The organism is Streptomyces fodineus, from assembly GCF_001735805.1.
Taxonomy (GTDB): Bacteria; Actinomycetota; Actinomycetes; order Streptomycetales; family Streptomycetaceae; genus Streptomyces; species Streptomyces fodineus.
On record NZ_CP017248.1, the window covers coordinates 2,718,029 to 2,736,270 of the forward strand.

The window sequence follows — 18,242 nt, forward strand, 5'->3', positions numbered from 1 at the left end:
CCGGACCGGACCGGGAGTCCAGGATTCCCGGTCCGGAATCCGATTGTCGAGCGAGCTCAGCTGTGGACGTTCTTCTTGCTGGCCGGGTCCTTCGCCTGCTTGTCCACCGCCGCCTGACACCGCTTCAGCCATTCCTTCGGCTGAATCCGCTTCGCCATGAGCTCATTGGACGCGTTCTGAATCGCCGTGTCCATCTCGCTGTACCAGTCGGGGTACAGATACCGGAAGGTGTTGGAGCCGGCCGCCTTGGAGGCCTCCACCGTGGACTGCGTACCCGGCCGCAGCTTGACACTGGGGTCCACACCGTCCTGCAGAATCGTCAAGGAGTTCGCCTCCTTGGCGAACAGCGTCGCCCATTCCTTCGACAGCATCCGCCGCATGAACTCCTTCGCGCCGGGCAGGTTCGCCGCCTTCGCCGGGATGATGAAGGGCTCGCCGGAGCCGGCCCGGATCGCCTCGTACGGCATCTTGCTGCCGGGCAGCAGCGGCATCGGCAGGAACTTCATGTCGAAGTCCGTCGGCGTCTGCTTCAGCTGCTCGTTCTCGAGCCAGGAACCGCAGGTGATGAACGCGGCCTTGTACTGGTTCCAGCGGGTCTGCGACTCGGTGTGGGTCAGGCCGTTGGTGCCGGGCATCAACAGGCCCTTCTCGACGACCTCGTAGATCGCCTCGATGCCCGCCTGGGCCGCGTCGGAGCCGGTGAACGCCTTCGGGTCGAGGTTGTCGATCGCCTTGACGGCGTCGATCCCGCCCTTCTTGGCGATGAGGTCCATGATGGCGACGTTGATGTAGTACGGGTACTTGCCCTGGTGGGCGAGGCCGCCGATGCCCTGCTTCTTGGCCTCCTGGCAGATGGCGAGGAAGTCGTCCCAGGTCTTCGGAGGCGTCCAGCCCTTCTCCTTGAAGAGCTTGCCGGAGTACCACAGGCCCCACACCGTATAGATGTAGTTGAGGGCGACGACCTTGCCCTCCTGGACGCCCGGATCGAGGGTGCCGGGAATCAGGGTGTCGCGGACCTTCTTGCCCGGGTCGTCGACCGACGGTGCGTCGAGGACCTCGGAGAGGTCGAGCAGCGAGTTGTTCTTGTACAGGACGTCGATCTTGATCTGCTGGGCACCGGAGTCGTCCACGATGTCCGGCGGGTTACCGGCGTTGAAGCGCGGCTGCAGCTTGCCGGTGATCTCCTGGGTGCCGGTGTGGGTCGAGGTGATGCCGACCTTCTTGCCGAAGTCGGCCTCCCACGCCCTGGCGTAGTCGTCGCCGTATCCGCCCTTGAAGACGACGACGTCGAGTTTGCTGCCGCTCTTGGCACCGAAGGGGTTGTCCTTCGACGTCTTTCCCTTGGTGTTGCCCTCGTCGGAGTTGCCGCCACCGCCGCCGCTCGCGCAGGCGGACAGCAGGCTCATTCCGGGGGCCGTCACCAGGCCCAACGCGGCCGAACGCTTGATCAGATCGCGGCGGCCGACACCCTCGCCACCGTGGTGCTCAGTGGATCCCATGCTCAAGTCCTCGCCTTCTCCAGGACTCAGGCGGTGAACCGGATCCTCCCCGGCACCGCGGTCGGGTAGTGCAGGGTTGTGCGGGAAACGCCGACAGGTATAGTCCACTTCCCGCCAGCGGAGCAAGATCGAATGCAAGGTTCGCGATGGGTCTTTTCCGAGTTGAGACCTCGCGGAAATAAGAGGCCCCTGTGGAGCACCTGGCAGAAAAACTCGCGACATAAGTGCCTGAATGCCACACCCAACACCCTTGACATCACGGGCCACTTGACGCCCTACTGGTTCCTGCGTACCGAAGTTGACAACGTTGTCCAGAGCGGTCGCAGGAGGGGAATCCACTAGATGCAGCGGAGAACTCGGCACAGATGGGGTCCGGCGGTCGTCCTCACGGCCGCCTTTGTCATGGCCGCCGGCGCACAGGGCGCGGCGGTCGCCCTGCCCGCCAAGGCTCCAGCCGCCGACCATGAGTTCGCATCCTCGTTCGAGACGGGGGATCCGGCCCGGACTGGCTGAACACCGTCGACACCGGGCCGGACGGGGGCAAGCGTGCCTCGGGAGTCGACGGCGGGTACAGCACGGGCATTCCGGGCAATGTGACCGACCATGTGACCGATGTCCGGGCCAGCGGCGAGAACACGGGCGCCGGCGAGGTGAAGGAGAACCTGGTCGACGGCGAGCCCGGCACCAAGTGGCTGACCTTCGAGCCCACCGGCTGGGCCGAGTTCGACCTCGACAAGCCCATCAAGCTGTCGACCTACGCGCTCACCTCGGCCAACGACTACGCCGAGCGCGACCCGCAGGACTGGACGCTGCTCGGCTCCACCGACGGCAAGGACTGGAAGACGGTCGACACCCGCTCGGGCGAGACCTTCTCCGAGCGGTTCCAGACCAAGTCGTACGACCTGGCCGAGCCCGCCGAGTACCAGCACTTCCGGCTGGAGGTCACGAAGAACAACGGCGCCTCGGGCATCCTGCAGCTCGCCGATGTGCAGTTCTCCACCGGCGGCGGGGGCGGGCCGGTGCCGCAGGACATGCTGACGCTGGTCGACAAGGGCCCGACCGGCTCGCCGACGGCCAAGGCGCGGGCCGGGTTCACCGGAAAGAAGGCGCTGCGCTACGCCGGGCGGCACACGGCGGGCGGCCGGGCGTACTCGTACAACAAGGTCTTCGACGTGAACGTGAAGGTCGGCGGCGACACCCAGCTGTCGTACCGGATCTTCCCGCAGATGGCCGACGGCGACCGGGACTACGACGCCACGAACGTCTCCGTCGACCTGGCCTTCACCGACGGCACCTATCTCAGCGACCTGAACGCGCTGGACCAGCACGGGTTCCCGCTGTCGCCGCGCGGTCAGGGCGCGTCGAAGTCGCTGTACGTCAACCAGTGGAACAACGTGGTCGCGCGGATCGGCTCGGTGGCGGCCGGCAAGACGGTCGACCGGATCCTCGTGGGGTACGACTCCCCCGACGGGCCGGCGAAGTTCCGGGGCTGGATCGACGACGTGGCGATCAGGCCGGTGGCGCCGGAGCAGCCGAAGGCGCATCTGTCGGACTACGCGCTGACCACGCGCGGCACCAACTCCAGCGGCAGCTTCTCGCGCGGCAACGACTTCCCGGCGACGGCCCTTCCGCACGGCTTCAACTTCTGGACGCCGGTGACCAACGCGTCGTCGCTGAGCTGGCTGTACGAGTACGCACGTGCGAACAACGACGACAACCTGCCCACGATCCAGGCGTTCAGCGCGAGCCATGAGCCGAGCCCGTGGATGGGCGACCGGCAGACCTTCCAGCTGATGCCGTCGGCCGCGTCCGGCACCCCGGACACCGGCCGCGAGGCGCGCCAACTGCCCTTCCGGCACGAGAACGAGACCGCGCGGCCGTATTACTACGGGGTGCGGTTCGAGAACGGTCTCAAGGCCGAGATGACACCCACCGACCACGCGGCGGTGCTGCGCTTCACCTACCCCGGCGACGACGCGAGTGTGCTGTTCGACAACGTCACCGAGCAGGCGGGGCTGACCCTCGACAAGGACCACGGGACCGTCACCGGCTACTCGGACGTGAAGTCGGGCCTGTCCACGGGCGCGACCCGGCTGTTCGTGTACGGGGAGTTCGACAAGCCGGTGACGGACGCCGGATCGAGCGGGGTGAAGGGGTACCTGCGCTTCGACGCGGGCGCCGACCGCACCGTCACGCTGCGTCTGGCGACCTCGCTGATCAGCGTCGACCAGGCGAAGGACAACCTGCGCCAGGAGATCCCGGACGGCACCTCCTTCGAGGCGGTGAAGGCGCAGGCACAGCGCACCTGGGACAAGCTGTTCGGCAAGGTCGAGGTGGAGGGCGCGACCCCGGACCAGCTGACCACGCTGTACTCCAGCATGTACCGGCTGTACCTGTACCCGAACTCGGGCTTCGAGAAGGTCGGCGACACATACCAGTACGCCTCGCCCTTCTCCCCCATGCCGAGCCAGGACACCCCGACGCACACCGGCGCGAAGATCGTCGACGGCAAGGTCTACGTCAACAACGGCTTCTGGGACACCTACCGGACCACGTGGCCGGCGTACTCCTTTCTGACGCCCTCTCAGGCGGGCGAGATGGTGGACGGTTTCATACAGCAGTACAAGGACGGCGGCTGGACCTCCCGTTGGTCCTCGCCCGGTTACGCCGACCTGATGACCGGCACCTCCTCGGACGTGGCGTTCGCCGACGCGTACGTCAAGGGCGTGAAGTTCGACGCGAAGGCGGCCTACGACGCGGCGCTGAAGAACGCGACCGTCGTCCCGTCGATGTCGGGCGTGGGCCGCAAGGGCATGAGCACCTCTCCGTTCCTCGGCTACACCAGCACCGCCACCTCCGAGGGCCTGTCCTGGGCGATGGAGGGATACGTCAACGACTACGGCATCGCGCAGATGGGCGAGGCCCTGTACAAGAAGACGGGCGAGAAGCACTACAAGGAGGAGTCCGCGTACTTCCTCAACCGCGCCCGGGACTATGTGAACCTCTTCGACCGCAAGGCGGCGGGCGGCTTCTTCCAGGGCCGTGACGGCCAGGGCGACTGGCGTGTCGGCTCCTCGCAGTACGACCCGCGCGTGTGGGGCTACGACTACACGGAGACCAACGGCTGGGGTTACGCCTTCAGCGTCCCGCAGGACAGCCGGGGCCTGGCCAACCTCTACGGCGGCCGGCAGGCTCTCGCCGACAAGCTGGACGAGTTCTTCTCCACCCCGGAGACCGCCTCGCCGAACTTCGTCGGTTCCTACGGCGGTGTCATCCACGAGATGACCGAGGCACGGGACGTCCGGATGGGCATGCTCGGCCAGTCCAACCAGGTCGCACACCATGTGTCGTACATGTACGACGCGGCCGGCGAGCCCTGGAAGACACAGGCGGCGGTCCGCGAGATCCTCTCCCGGCTCTATTCCGGCAGCGAGATCGGGCAGGGCTACCACGGCGACGAGGACAACGGCGAGCAGTCCGGCTGGTACCTCTTCTCCGCCCTCGGCTTCTATCCGCTGGTGATGGGCAGCGGCGAGTACTCCATCGGCTCCCCGCTGTTCAAGAAGGTCACCGTGCACCTGGAGAACGGCCGCGACCTGGTGGTCAAGGCCCCCGGTAACAGTGCCAAGAACGTGTACATCCAGGGTGTGACCTTCAACGGCCGCTCCTGGAACTCCACTTCGCTGCCCCACTCGATGCTGTCCAAGGGCGGGGTGCTGGAGTTCCGGATGGGCGCCGAGCCGTCGGCCTGGGGCACCGGCAAGGACGCGGCCCCGGTCTCCCTCACCCAGGACGACAAGGTGCCGGTGCCCCGCGCGGACGTCCTCAAGGGTGACGGCGCGCTGTTCGACAACACCTCGGCGACGGAGGCCACGGTCACCTCGGTGGACCTGCCGGTGGACGGGGCCGTGAAGCCCCTCCAGTACACGCTGACCTCGTCGGCGGACCACACCAGGGCGCCGACCGGCTGGACCCTCCAGGGATCGGCCGACGGCACCACCTGGCAGACCCTGGACCACCGCTCCGGCGAGACGTTCACCTGGGACCGCCAGACCCGCGCGTTCACCATCGCCACGCCGGGCAGGTACGCCAAGTACCGGCTGGTCCTGGACGGCGAGTCGACGCTGGCGGAGGTGGAACTGCTGGCCTGACACGGGCATGGGGAAGGGGGCGGGCCCGCCGGGTCCGCCCCCTTGTCATGCCGTCGGTCAGCCGGTGGCCACGGTGAACACGTGCAGGTCGCCGTTCAGCGGGAGCCGGACGCCGGCAATGCTCTTCCCGTCCGGCGCCGTGAAGGGTTTGGTGGCGAAGACATACGTCGCCACCGGATCCTTGTCGGCGCCCGCGACATTGCGGTACGGGGTCTTCGCGACGACCTCGTTGCCGTACTGGACGGTGCCGCCCCCGCCGCCGATGGTCCAGTCGGTGAGGGACAGGTCGACGGTGCCGGTCGTGCCGTCGGTGTAGGTGACGGTCGCCGTGGTCTGCTGGTCGCCGTTGACCGCGCTGCCGATGAAGGACAACTTGCTTGCTGCAGTGGGCAGTTCGATGGTCCGGCCGGTGCCTGTGGCGTTGTCCGGGCGGCCGTCCGGTGAGTCCGGCCAGGTGAAGGTGAGGCCGTCGGGCGTGGCCTGCCGGCCCGGGGTCAGGCCGGCCGCCGCGAGGGCCTGGCGGGAGTAGCTCCAGCCGCCGCCGTCGTAGTCGGCCTCGTCGTGGTCGCCGGTGTCGTCGGAGATGCCGGTGTTGTCGTAGGCGGCGAGGAGGGTGCCGGGGGCGGCCACGGTGAGCGAGACCGGCTGCTCGTACGACGTGTCGCCCGAGGTCACCGTGACCTTGACGTCGGCGAAGCCCTGCCGGGCGTCCCGGGCGGCGGTGAGGGTGATCTCCTGGGCGCCCCCGGTGACCGTGCCCGCGGCGGGCGTGGCCGTGACACCGGCCGGGGTGTCCACCCGGAAGCGCACCTCGGGACCGGTGCCGCCGGTCAGCGACAGCGCGCGGATGACGGTCTTCGTGCTGTCACCGGGGGCGAGGGTGGCGGCGGTGGGGCCGACGCCGATCTGGTACGGCTGTTCGCCCTCGCGGAAGGACGGCGGCGGGCTGTCCGTGCCCCAGGTCCGGTCGGGGGTGGTGGACAGGGTGTAGTCGAGCCGGCCGCCGTCGCTGACGAAGGACGCGGGCAGCCAAGGTCGGTCGCTGGTACGGCCGTTGACCTTCAGGGACTGGATGTACGGTGCGTCCGCCGCCGCTCCGGCCGCGCGGATGGAGATGTCGTTGCCCTGCGGCCGGCTGATCTCCACGCGCTCGAACAGCGGTGAGGCGAGGGCCAGTTCGGCACGGGAGGGCACCTGCGGATACATGCCGAGCGCCGAGAAGACGTACCAGGACGACATCGCACCGAGGTCGTCGTTGCCCGGGATGCCGCCGGGCGCGGTCGACCACAGCCGGCGTATCGCGGCCCGCACGGTCTCCTGCGTCTTGTACGGGGCGCCCGCGTAGTCGTACAGATAGGGCACGTTGATCGACGGCTCGTTGTCCAGTTCGGACTTGGCGCCGCCGTGGCCGGTGAGGGCCCAGCCGCCGCCTGCGTCGTGGAAGAAGTCGTCGAGCCGGGCGAGCGCCTGGTCCCGGCCGCCGAGCGCGGCGAACAGACCCGCCGGGTCGTGCGGGACCATCCAGGTGTACTGGGCGGCCGTGCCCTCGACGAAGCCGTTGCCGGTGTCGGGGGTGAAGCCGGTGACCCAGCTGCCGTCGGCCTTGCGGTTGGCGATGTAGCCCCCGCTCGGATCCGCGGCGGCGTTGAAGTTGTTCTGCCACCACTGGGCGCGGCGCGCGAAGGCGGTGGCCGTGTCCTTCTCCCCTGCCGCTCGGGCCAGTTGGGAGAGCGAGAAGTCGGCCGTGGACATCTCCAGGGTCTCGGCGGCGCCGCCCCAGGCGTTGGAGACGCTCGGCATGTAGTGCAGCTTGAGGTACTTGTCCAGCGAGGGCCGCTGGCCGGCCGACAGCACCGGCTTGCCCGCCGACGAGAGGTCCTGCCCGGTCGGGACGGTGGCCGCCTTGACCAGCGAGTCCAGCGCGCCGTGCAGATCGAAGTCCGTGCCGCCGAAGGCGTGGATACCGGCCAGCGCGGTCGGTGAGGGGTCGCCGTTCATGACATGGGTGCCGCTCGCGCCGTGCAGCCAGCGGTCCCAGGTGCCGCTGTTCTGCCGGGCCAGTTCGTACAGGGACTGGGCGATGTCGGAGCCGGTGCGGGGGTCGAGGAGGGTGAGGAGCTGGAGCTGGTCGCGGTAGACGTCCCAGCCGGAGAAGGTGCCGTATTGGGCATGCTGCCGACCGTCGGCGGTATACGATCGACCGTCTTCTCCATGCCGTCCGGCGCCGACTGTATGCACGAGACCGTCGGCACCCCGGTACCTGCCGTCGGCGTCGCTGATCACGTTCGGATGCAGCAGCGCGTGGTACAGCGCCGTGTAGAAGGTGGTGCGGTCGGCGTCCGTGCCGCCGCCGACCCGGATGGCGCCGAGCCGCTCACGCCAGGCCCGGCGGGCCGCGTTCTCGACGTCGTCGAAGGACCGGCCGGGCGGGTTCTCGGCGGCGAGGTTGGCCTCGGCGCCCGCCTTGCCGACGTAGGAGATGCCGACCTTGACGTTCACCGGACCGGCGCCGGGCGCGAACTCGACGTAGCCTCCGGCGCCCTTGCCCGCGACGGGCCGGCCGCCGTGCGAGAAGCCGCCGGTGCCGCCGGACGCCGTATGGGACCCGGGGTTCAGCTTGTCGTCCTGCCAGGTGCCGGCGCTCTTGAAGGCGCGGTCGAAGCGGGCGGTGAAGTACAGGGTGTAGTAGGCGCGTTGGCCCACGGCGTCGAGATAGCCGCAGAAGTCGCCGGAGGTCACCGACCCGGAGATCGTACGGCTGTCCGGGTCGATGGTGACGGACGAATCCTCCGAGCCCACCTCGGAGTTGGCGGTGCGCACCAGCAGCGAGGCGGGCTTGCCGGCCGGGAAGGTGAAGCGGGCCGAGCCGGTGCGCGCGGTGGCGGTGAGGTCGGCGGTGACTCCGGAGGCCAGGCCCACCTTGTAGTGACCGGGCTCGGCGGTCTCGTCGGCGTGGGTGAAGCCGGCGGCGTAGACGGCGTCCCCGGTGTCGCTCGCCGGGGAGGAGGTGACCTCGCCGGCGTAGGGGAAGAACGGGATGTCACCGCTGCCGCCCGCGCAGCCGGTGCCGGACATGTGGGTGAGGCTGAAGCCCCGGATGCGGGTGGCGTCGTACTGGTAGCCACCGGGGGCGGCGGTTCGCGTGGCGTCGCCTCTGGTGTTCTCGGGGCTCCAGGAGAGCATGCCGAAGGGGACGACGGCGCCCGGGAAGACGTCGCCGCCGTTCCTGGTGCCGATCAGCGGATCGACGTAGGGCGTCGGGTCCTTGACGAGGCCGGGGGGTGCGGTGGCCGCCGCGCGGGCGGGAGTGGCACCGCCGAGCGCGACAGCGGCGGCGAGCAGCAGGGACATGGGTCTGAAACGCATGGCGCGGCCCTTCCTCCTGACGGACGGGTCGCGCATCACGGGTCGCACAAGCCGCTGGGACAGTAACGTGCGCCACCCGTACCACGGAAGACGGCGTACGCCCCGGCAGCCACACGCCGGGATCACTCGGTCGGGCTACTCCAAGTGGGTTGACATCGTTGTCGGTTGAGGCGGTAGAGTCATGTACAGACCATTGGACAACGTTGTCGCGCATCCTGGCCGACCTCACAAGCCAGCACCATCCGGGCGGGTGTCCACCCCCCTCACCCGCCCGGCTCGCGGACCCGGTGCACCGATCACCGGGTCCGCCCAGAGCACCGATCAGAGGGGGTCACGCGAATCCGGCACCACCGTGACCCGAGGGGCAGGAGGTTGCCCCTGTGACCTCTGAAGCGGCGAAAACATGTCCGCTTCTCGGAGAAAATATGTCCACCTCGCGGATGGGGCATAGGCAACGAGACGTAGCAGTGCTACAAATGCCGCATGTCGGACGCATCCGCCCGACTCAGGCGTAAATTCTGGCGCTTCAAGGCCGGCAGGAGCCGGCGCAGCGTCGCCGGGCAGGTCCTGCTTCTGCAGGTAGCCCTGGTGGTACTGCTCGTGGTCTGCGGCGTCATCGCTCTCGTCCTGCAGTCGGAACACGACACCAGCACCGAGGCCAAGCGCCGGTCCATCGCCGTCGCGCAGACCTTCGCGCACTCCCCCGGTGTGGTGCAGGCCCTGCACACCCCGAAGCCGTCCGCGGTGCTCCAGCCCCTCACCGAGGCGGCACGCAAGTCCGCGGGCGTCGACTTCATCGTGGTCATGGACACCAAGGGCATCCGTTACACCCATCCCCTGCCGAGCAAGATCGGGCACCGGTTCGTGGGCCAGATCGGTCCGTCGCTGGCCGGGAAGGTCTACACCGAAGAGGTCCACGGGCCGCTCGGCCACGAGGAACAGGCGACCGTTCCGATATACGACGACCACGGCAAGATCATCGCGCTGGTCTCCGCCGGGCTCAAGGTGAAGAACGTGACCAGCGAGGTGGACCGTCAGCTGCCGATCATCCTGGCCGCCGGGGCCGGGGCACTGGTGGCGTCGACCGGCGGTACGGCACTGGTGGCCCGGCGGCTGCGGCGGCAGACGCACAGCCTGGCGCCGGACGAGATGACCCGCATGTACGAGCACCACGACACGGTGCTGCACTCGGTGCGGGAGGGCGTGATCATCGTCGGTGACGACGGGCAGCTGCTGCTGGTCAACGACGAGGCCAGGCGGCTGCTGGAGCTGCCCACGGACGCCGAGGGGTGCAAGGTGCTGGAGCTGCCGGGTCTCGATCCGGCGACGGCGGACCTGCTGGCCTCCGGGCGCGACGCCTCCGACGAGGTGCACTTCGCCGGGGGACGGCTGCTGGCGGTCAACCAGCGGCCCACGGACCGCGTGGGAGGCCCCCGGGGCACCGTGGCCACGCTCCGCGACTGTACCGAGCTCCAGGCCGTCTCCGGCCGGGCCGAGGTGACCCGGGAGCGTCTGGAGCTGCTGTACGACGCGGGTCTGGGCATAGGCAGCAGCCTCGACGTGGTCCGGACGGCGGACGAACTGGCGCGGGTCGCCGTACCCCGTTTCGCCGACTTCGTCACCCTGGACCTGGCCGACGCCGTGCTGCACGGCGAGGAACCGGCTCCCACGGCGACGGACATGCGGCGCGTCGCCGTGAGCGGCATCCGGGACGATCACCCGCTCTACGAGAAGGGCCGGCTGATCGACTTCCTGCCCTCCACCCCGCAGGCCCGCGGCTACCGGGCCGGCCGCTCCGAGCTGGTGAGCGACCTGTCGGCCCTCGACGGCTGGACCGAGCAGGATCCGGAGCGCGCCCGGCAGATCCTTGACTACGGCATCCACTCGCTCATCGCCGCCCCCATCCAGGCCCGCGGCATCGTGCTGGGCATGGCCAACTTCTGGCGTTCCAAACGGGAGCCCTTCGACGCGGAGGATCTGTCGCTGGCGGAGGAGCTGGTGGCCCGGGCCGCGGTCAGTATCGACAACGCGCGCCGGTACACCCGTGAGCACGCCCTGGCCGTGACCCTGCAGCGCAGCCTGCTGCCGCGGGCACTGCCCGCGCAGAGCGCCCTCGATGTGGCCTACCGCTATCTCCCCGCCCAGTCGGGCGTGAGCGGCGACTGGTTCGACGTGATCCCGCTGCCGGGGAGCCGGGTGGCGCTGGCCGTCGGCGACGTGGTCGGTCACGGTCTGCACGCCGCCGCGACGATGGGCCGGCTGCGGACGGCGGTGCACAACTTCTCCACCCTCGACCTGCCGCCCGACGAGCTGCTCAGCCACCTGGACGACCTGGTCGGCCGTATCGACCAGGACGAGGCCTGTGCGGAGACGGCGGGCGAGATCGTGGGCGCCACCTGCGTGTACGCGATCTACGACCCGGTGACACGGCGCTGTGTGATGGCGCGTGCCGGGCATCTGGCGCCCGCGGTGGTCGCCCCCGACGGCAGCGCGGGCTTCCCCGATCTGCCCGCAGGTCCGCCACTGGGCCTGGGCGGCATGCCGTTCCAGTCGGCCGAGTTCGAGCTGCCGGAGGGCAGCCAGCTGGTGCTCTACACCGACGGCCTCGTCGAGGACCGCTCGCGCGACCTGGACGTGGGGATGGAACTGCTGCGCCGGTCGCTGGCGGGGCACCCCGACCGGCCGCCGGAGGAGAGCTGCCGGGCGGTGCTGGAAGATCTGCTGCCCGAGCGTCCCGCGGACGACGTCGCCCTGCTCATCGCGCGCACCCGGGCGCTGCCGGCCGATCGGGTCGCCGACTGGGACGTACCGCGCGACCCGGCCGCCGTGTCGGGGATGCGCGCGGCCGTCTCCGAGAAGCTGGCCGAGTGGGGCCTGTCCGAGCTCGGCTTCGGCATGGAACTCGTGCTGAGCGAACTGATCACCAATGCGATCCGCTACGGCTCCGACCCGATCCATGTGCGGCTGATCCATGACCGCACGCTGATCTGCGAGGTGGCCGACGGCAGCAGCACCTCACCGCATCTGCGGTACGCGGCGACGACCGACGAGGGCGGTCGGGGTCTGTTCCTGGTCGCGCAGCTGGCCGAACGCTGGGGCACCCGGTACACACCGCAGGGCAAGGTGATCTGGGCCGAGCTGGCGGTGCCGGACCTCGGCGAGTTCGGCGACCTCCTCGCGGACTGAGCGGGCCGGGCGAAGCGGCCGCGCGGCCTTACGCCGGGCGGCGGACGCGCGAGACAGCACGGGATATCTGGACGACGGGGGATATCCGGACGACGCGGGGGTGTCCGGACGACGCGAGATGCCGGGCCGACGCGTGCCCGGCCGACGCGAGATGCTGGACCGACGCGAGATGCCGGGCCGACGCGGGATGCCAGGCCGACGGGGGACGTCCGCACATCGCGGGATGCCCGGACGCGTACGACGGACCGACCGCCGGAAGCCCGGTGGTGAACTCGGTCCGGCCGGGGACGCTGTCCACGCGGACGGCGCCGCCGTGGGCGCGGGTGATCGCAGCCGTCACGGCTTGCCCCCCATCTCGAGCCGCCTTCGCCGAGGCCCGCACGGGTGCGGCAGCCGTCAGCGCGGATGATCGCCGTCGGCAAAGCCAGCCCCCACCCCGAGCCGCCTCCGCCGAGACCCGCACAAGTACGGCAGGCGTCAGCGCGCGTGATCGCCGCCGTCACAGCCGCCCCCCATCCCGAGCCGCCTCCGCCGAGACCCGCACCACAGGTACGGCAGGCGTCGGCGCGCGTGATCGCCGCCGTCACAGCCGCCCCCCATCCCGAGCCGCCTCCGCCGAGACCCGCACCACAGGTACGGCAGGCGTCAGCGCGCGTGATCGCCGCCGTCACAGCCGCCCCCCATCCCGAGCCGCCTCCGCCGAGACCCGCACCACAGGTACGGCAGGCGTCAGCGCGCGTGATCGCCGCCGTCACAGCCGCCCCCCATCCCGAGCCGCCTCCGCCGAGACCCGCACCACAGGTACGGCAGGCGTCAGCGCGCGTGATCGCCGCCGTCACAGCCGCCCCCCATCCCGAGCCGCCTCCGCCGAGACCCGCACCACAGGTACGGCAGGCGTCGGCGCGGGTGAAGAGGTCGAAGACGTGGGGAGGGCGTCGTGCGGGATGCCGGGGCCGTCGTCGCGGGCACTGAGGGTGTGGGAGCCGGCGGCGGTCCCGACGGGGACAGGGAGGACACCGTCTGCCTCGGTCGTGGCGCGTCGCCCCTGAGCGTGGGCTGCGTCGTCGGGCGGGGACGCCGGTGAGGGTGGCGCGCTGGGCCGCGGTGAGCGGGAGGGGGGGTGTCGTCCCTGCGAGCGGACTGCGGCGGCGAGATGCGGCTGGGCCGGTGGGCGTGACCAGCCGCGGACGGCGAAGGGCCGCACCCCCGCCGGCGGGGGTGCGGCCCTGAACCGCTGTGCTGTGCCGCTTACTTGCGGATCAGGTTGCGCAGCACGTACTGCATGATGCCGCCGTTGCGGTAGTAGTCGGCCTCACCGGGGGTGTCGATGCGGACGACCGCGTCGAACTCGACACCGGTGTCGGTGGTGACCTTGACCGTGCGCGGCGTGGTGCCGTCGTTCAGCTCGGTCACGCCGGAGATGGAGAAGGTCTCCTCGCCGGTCAGGCCGAGGGAGGCGGCGGAGGCGCCCTCCGGGAACTGCAGCGGCAGGACGCCCATGCCGATGAGGTTCGAGCGGTGGATGCGCTCGTACGACTCGGCGATGACGGCCTTGACGCCGAGGAGCGCGGTGCCCTTGGCGGCCCAGTCGCGGGACGAGCCGGAGCCGTACTCCTTGCCGGCCAGGACGACCAGCGGCACACCGGCCGCCTGGTAGTTCTGCGAGGCGTCGTAGATGAAGGAGACCGGGCCGCCTTCCTGCGTGAAGTCACGCGTGTAGCCGCCCTCGGTGCCCGGCGCGATCTGGTTGCGCAGGCGGATGTTGGCGAACGTACCGCGGATCATGACCTCGTGGTTGCCGCGGCGGGAGCCGTAGCTGTTGAAGTCGCGGCGCTCGACGCCGTGCTCGGTGAGGTACTGGCCGGCCGGGGTGTCGGCCTTGATCGCACCGGCCGGGGAGATGTGGTCGGTGGTGACCGAGTCGCCCAGCTTGGCCAGCACGCGGGCGCCGGCGATGTCCTCGACCGGGGCCGGCTCCATGCCCATGCCCTCGAAGTACGGGGGCTTGCGGACGTAGGTCGACTCGGCGTCCCACTCGAAGGTGTTGCCGGTCGGGACCGGGAGCGACTGCCACTGGGCGTCGCCCGCGAAGACGTCCTGGTAGGACTTGGAGAACATGTCCTCGCCGATGGCGCTGGCGACGACGTCGTTGACCTCGGCCTCGGACGGCCAGATGTCCTTCAGGTAGACCGGGTTGCCGTCCTGGTCGGTGCCCAGGGCGTCACGGGTGATGTCCACCTTCATGGAGCCCGCGATGGCGTACGCGACGACCAGCGGCGGGGACGCCAGGTAGTTCATCTTGACGTCGGGGTTGATACGGCCCTCGAAGTTCCGGTTGCCGGAGAGGACCGAGGTGACCGCGAGGTCGTGGTCGTTGACGGCCTTGGAGACCTCCTCCGGCAGCGGGCCGGAGTTGCCGATGCAGGTGGTGCAGCCGTAGCCGACGAGGTTGAAGCCCAGCTTGTCCAGGTACGGGGTGAGGCCGGCCTTCTCGAAGTAGTCGGTGACGACCTTCGAACCCGGGGCGAGGGTGGACTTGACCCACGGCTTGCGGGTCAGGCCCTTCTCGACCGCCTTCTTGGCGACCAGGGCGGCGCCGATCATGACGTACGGGTTGGAGGTGTTGGTGCAGGAGGTGATGGCCGCGACCGTCACCGCACCGTGGTCCAGCTCGTAGGTCGTGCCGTCGGGGGCGGTGACCGGAACCGGGTTGGACGGGAAGCCGTTGGGGTGGACGGCCGGGGCGTCGGAGGCCGGGAAGGACTCCTTGCCCGCCTCGTCGATGTCGTCGACGTAGTTGCGGACGTCCAGCTTGAACTGCTCGGCGGCGTTCGCGAGGACGATGCGGTCCTGCGGGCGCTTCGGGCCGGCGATGGACGGCACGACCGTGGACAGGTCCAGTTCGAGCTTCTCGGAGAAGTCCGGCTCGGCCTTCGGGTCCAGCCACAGGCCCTGCTGCTTGGCGTAGGCCTCGACGAGGGCGACCTGCTGGTCGGAACGGCCGGTCAGGCGCAGGTAGTTCAGGGTCTCGTCGTCGATCGGGAAGATCGCGGCGGTGGAACCGAACTCCGGGGACATGTTGCCGATGGTGGCGCGGTTGGCGAGGCTCGTGGCCGCCACACCCTCGCCGTAGAACTCGACGAACTTGCCGACCACACCGTGCTTGCGCAGCATCTCGGTGATGGTGAGCACCAGGTCGGTGGCGGTGGTGCCGGCGGGCAGCTCGCCGGTGAGCTTGAAGCCGACGACGCGCGGGATGAGCATGGAGACCGGCTGGCCGAGCATGGCGGCCTCGGCCTCGATGCCGCCGACGCCCCAGCCGAGGACGCCGAGGCCGTTGACCATCGTGGTGTGCGAGTCGGTGCCGACCAGGGTGTCCGGGTAGGCCTTGCCGTCGCGGACCATCACCACGCGGGCCAGGTGCTCGATGTTCACCTGGTGGACGATGCCGGTGCCCGGCGGGACGACCTTGAACTCGTCGAAGGCGGTCTGGCCCCAGCGCAGGAACTGGTAGCGCTCCTTGTTGCGGCCGTACTCCAGCTCGACGTTCTGCTTGAAGGCGTCGTTGGTGCCGAACTTGTCGGCGATGACGGAGTGGTCGATGACCAGCTCGGCCGGCGCCAGCGGGTTGATCTTGGCGGGGTCGCCGCCGAGCTCCTTCACGGCCTCACGCATGGTCGCGAGGTCCACGACACAGGGCACGCCGGTGAAGTCCTGCATGATCACGCGGGCCGGCGTGAACTGGATCTCCTGGCTGGGCTGGGCCTGCGAGTCCCAGCCGCCGAGGGCACGGATGTGGTCGGCGGTGATGTTCGCGCCGTCCTCCGTGCGGAGCAGGTTCTCCAGCAGGACCTTGAGGCTGTACGGCAGGCGGGCCGAGCCCTCCACCTTGTCCAGCCGGAAGATCTCGTACGACTCGTCGCCCACCTGCAGCGTGCTGCGGGCGTCGAAGCTGTTCGCCGACACGACAGTCTCCTTCATTGATGTGCGCGTACCACCGTCAATCCTGCCGCCACCCCGGTCTGACCGATCCGCTAAGGTAAGGCTAAGTTAGGTAACCCTTAGTGGGTGGTGGCTGCGGTGCGCCTGGCAGATATCTCGATGTCGAGATAACTCTAATACATGGCCGCCGGATGGTCATGCCCGAACCGCGCCGGGTGCGACCGGCCGCCTTCGAGAAGTCCGCCTTCTTCGCTCATCAGTACGCCAAACGGGGGTAATCGGACGTAGAGTCCGTCTGCCGTCGACATTCCGGACAAACCGGTATAGTTGCTGGTCAACTGACGTGCCGTCACCCGAATGGCCCCCCTGTCGGGGTGCCATCTCATATCTGAGATAACCTCAACCCCATGGCAGACGACTACCTCGTACGCATCGGCAAGCTCATCCGTGACGCCCGGCAACACCGGGGCTGGACCCAGACGCAGCTCGCGGAGGCGCTCGGCACCAGCCAGAGCGCGGTCAACCGCATCGAGCGCGGGAACCAGAACATCAGCCTTGAGATGATTGCCCGTATCGGTGAAGCCCTGGACAGCGAGATCGTGTCGCTGGGGTATGCGGGTCCGATGCATCTGCGAGTGGTCGGCGGCCGTCGGCTGTCGGGCGCCATCGACGTGAAGACCAGCAAGAACGCGTGCGTCGCCCTGCTGTGCGCCTCGCTGCTGAACAAGGGGCGCACCGTGCTGCGCCGGGTGGCTCGCATCGAGGAGGTGTACCGCCTGCTGGAGGTGCTCAACTCCATCGGCGTGCGCACCCGCTGGATCAACGACGGCGTCGACCTGGAGCTGGTGCCGCCGGCCATGCTGGAGATGGCGGCGATCGACGCGGAGGCCGCCGTACGCACCCGCTCGATCATCATGTTCTTCGGCCCGCTGCTGCACCGCATGGACCACTTCAAGCTGCCGTACGCCGGCGGCTGCGACCTCGGCACGCGGACCATCGAGCCGCACATGATCGCGCTGCGCCGGTTCGGCCTGGACATCGCGGCCACCGAGGGCCAGTACCACGCGCAGGTCGACCGCACCGTACGCCCCGACCGCCCGATCGTGCTGACCGAGCGCGGCGACACCGTGACCGAGAACGCGCTGCTGGCCGCCGCCCGGCACGACGGCGTGACGGTCATCCGCAACGCCTCCTCCAACTACATGGTCCAGGACCTGTGCTTCTTCCTGGAGGCCCTCGGCGTCAAGGTCGAGGGCATCGGCACCACCACGCTCACCGTGCACGGCGTGCCGAACATCGACGTCGACGTGGACTACTCCCCCTCCGAGGACCCGGTCGAGGCGATGAGCCTGCTGGCCGCCGCCGTGGTGACCGAGTCCGAACTGACCGTGCGTCGCGTCCCCATCGAGTTCCTGGAGATCGAGCTGGCGGTCCTGGAGGAGATGGGCCTCGACCACGACCGGTCGCCCGAGTACTTCGCGGACAACGGCCGCACCCGTCTGGTCGACCTGACCGTCCGCCCCTCCAAGCTCGAAGCCCCGATCGACAAGATCCACCCCATGCCCTTCCCGGGCCTGAACATCGACAACGTCCCGTTCTTCGCGGCGATCGCGGCGGTCGCGCAGGGCAAGACCCTCATCCACGACTGGGTCTACGACAACCGCGCGATCTACCTCACCGACCTCAACCGCCTCGGCGGCCGCCTCCAGCTCCTCGACCCGCACCGGGTCCTGGTCGAGGGCCCGACCCGCTGGCGCGCCGCCGAGATGATGTGCCCGCCGGCCCTGCGCCCCGCCGTGGTCGTCCTGCTGGCGATGATGGCGGCCGAGGGCACGTCGGTGCTGCGCAACGTGTACGTCATCAACCGGGGTTACGAGGATCTCGCCGAGCGCCTGAACTCGGTCGGGGCGCAGATCGAGATCTTCCGGGACATCTGAAGGTTCAGACGCCTCTGGGACTTTTCTGGGACTTCTGGCCGGGCGTGCACGCTTTCGAGTAACACGCACTCCACACGCTGCGTCATCCAAAACGTGGCAGCCCGGAGGAGTCACAGGAAAGCCCAGGTCAGAGCCGCTCGGGGCAACTGTTGGCCAATGCT

The 18,242-nt window shown here is 69.4% G+C and carries 6 protein-coding genes and 1 pseudogene; 3 read left to right on the top strand and 4 right to left on the bottom strand.

The window, feature by feature from the left end; all coding sequences use genetic code 11:
• Positions 1-56 precede the first annotated feature (56 nt).
• Positions 57-1,499, bottom strand: a complete 1,443-nt coding sequence (gene ngcE, locus BFF78_RS11080; protein ID WP_069778160.1) for an N-acetylglucosamine/diacetylchitobiose ABC transporter substrate-binding protein — start codon at positions 1,497-1,499, stop codon at positions 57-59.
• A 342-nt stretch (positions 1,500-1,841) separates the two neighbouring features.
• On the opposite strand from ngcE, the pseudogene BFF78_RS11085 reads away from it, so the two are divergent.
• Positions 1,842-5,650 (top strand): annotated as a pseudogene (locus BFF78_RS11085) (GH92 family glycosyl hydrolase).
• A 57-nt stretch (positions 5,651-5,707) separates the two neighbouring features.
• Here the strand turns inward: BFF78_RS11085 and BFF78_RS11090 are convergent.
• The gene (locus BFF78_RS11090; protein WP_069778161.1) at positions 5,708-9,016 is read right to left on the bottom strand and encodes a GH92 family glycosyl hydrolase; all 3,309 of its coding nucleotides are present in this window, start codon (positions 9,014-9,016) and stop codon (positions 5,708-5,710) included.
• A 483-nt stretch (positions 9,017-9,499) separates the two neighbouring features.
• On the opposite strand from BFF78_RS11090, the gene BFF78_RS11095 reads away from it, so the two are divergent.
• A complete protein-coding gene (locus tag BFF78_RS11095; protein WP_079161260.1) occupies positions 9,500-12,202 on the top strand; it encodes a SpoIIE family protein phosphatase in 2,703 nt (900 codons plus the stop codon).
• Positions 12,203-12,230: 28 nt separating this feature from the next.
• Here the strand turns inward: BFF78_RS11095 and BFF78_RS11100 are convergent, their stop codons facing one another.
• Together BFF78_RS11100 and acnA are read right to left on the bottom strand one after the other, a co-directional pair.
• The gene (locus tag BFF78_RS11100; RefSeq protein ID WP_069778162.1) at positions 12,231-12,542 is read right to left on the bottom strand and encodes an ATP-binding protein; all 312 of its coding nucleotides are present in this window, start codon (positions 12,540-12,542) and stop codon (positions 12,231-12,233) included.
• Positions 12,543-13,450: 908 nt separating this feature from the next.
• Positions 13,451-16,168: an aconitate hydratase AcnA gene (gene acnA, locus BFF78_RS11105; protein WP_069783521.1), complete on the bottom strand. Its 2,718-nt coding sequence runs from the start codon at positions 16,166-16,168 to the stop codon at positions 13,451-13,453.
• Between the two features lie 383 nt (positions 16,169-16,551).
• On the opposite strand from acnA, the gene BFF78_RS11110 reads away from it, so the two are divergent.
• Positions 16,552-18,081: a helix-turn-helix domain-containing protein gene (locus BFF78_RS11110; RefSeq protein WP_069778163.1), complete on the top strand. Its 1,530-nt coding sequence runs from the start codon at positions 16,552-16,554 to the stop codon at positions 18,079-18,081.
• The last annotated feature ends 161 nt before the right edge of the window (positions 18,082-18,242 follow it).

Bases quoted from the DNA above. Each gene is read 5' to 3' on its own strand.
- BFF78_RS11090 (WP_069778161.1), bottom strand. From the start codon at position 9,016: ATGCGTTTCAGACCCATGTCCCTGCTGCTCGCCGCCGCTGTCGCGCTC.
- BFF78_RS11095 (WP_079161260.1), top strand. From the start codon at position 9,500: ATGTCGGACGCATCCGCCCGACTCAGGCGTAAATTCTGGCGCTTCAAG.
- ngcE (WP_069778160.1), bottom strand. From the start codon at position 1,499: ATGGGATCCACTGAGCACCACGGTGGCGAGGGTGTCGGCCGCCGCGAT.
- BFF78_RS11110 (WP_069778163.1), top strand. From the start codon at position 16,552: ATGGCAGACGACTACCTCGTACGCATCGGCAAGCTCATCCGTGACGCC.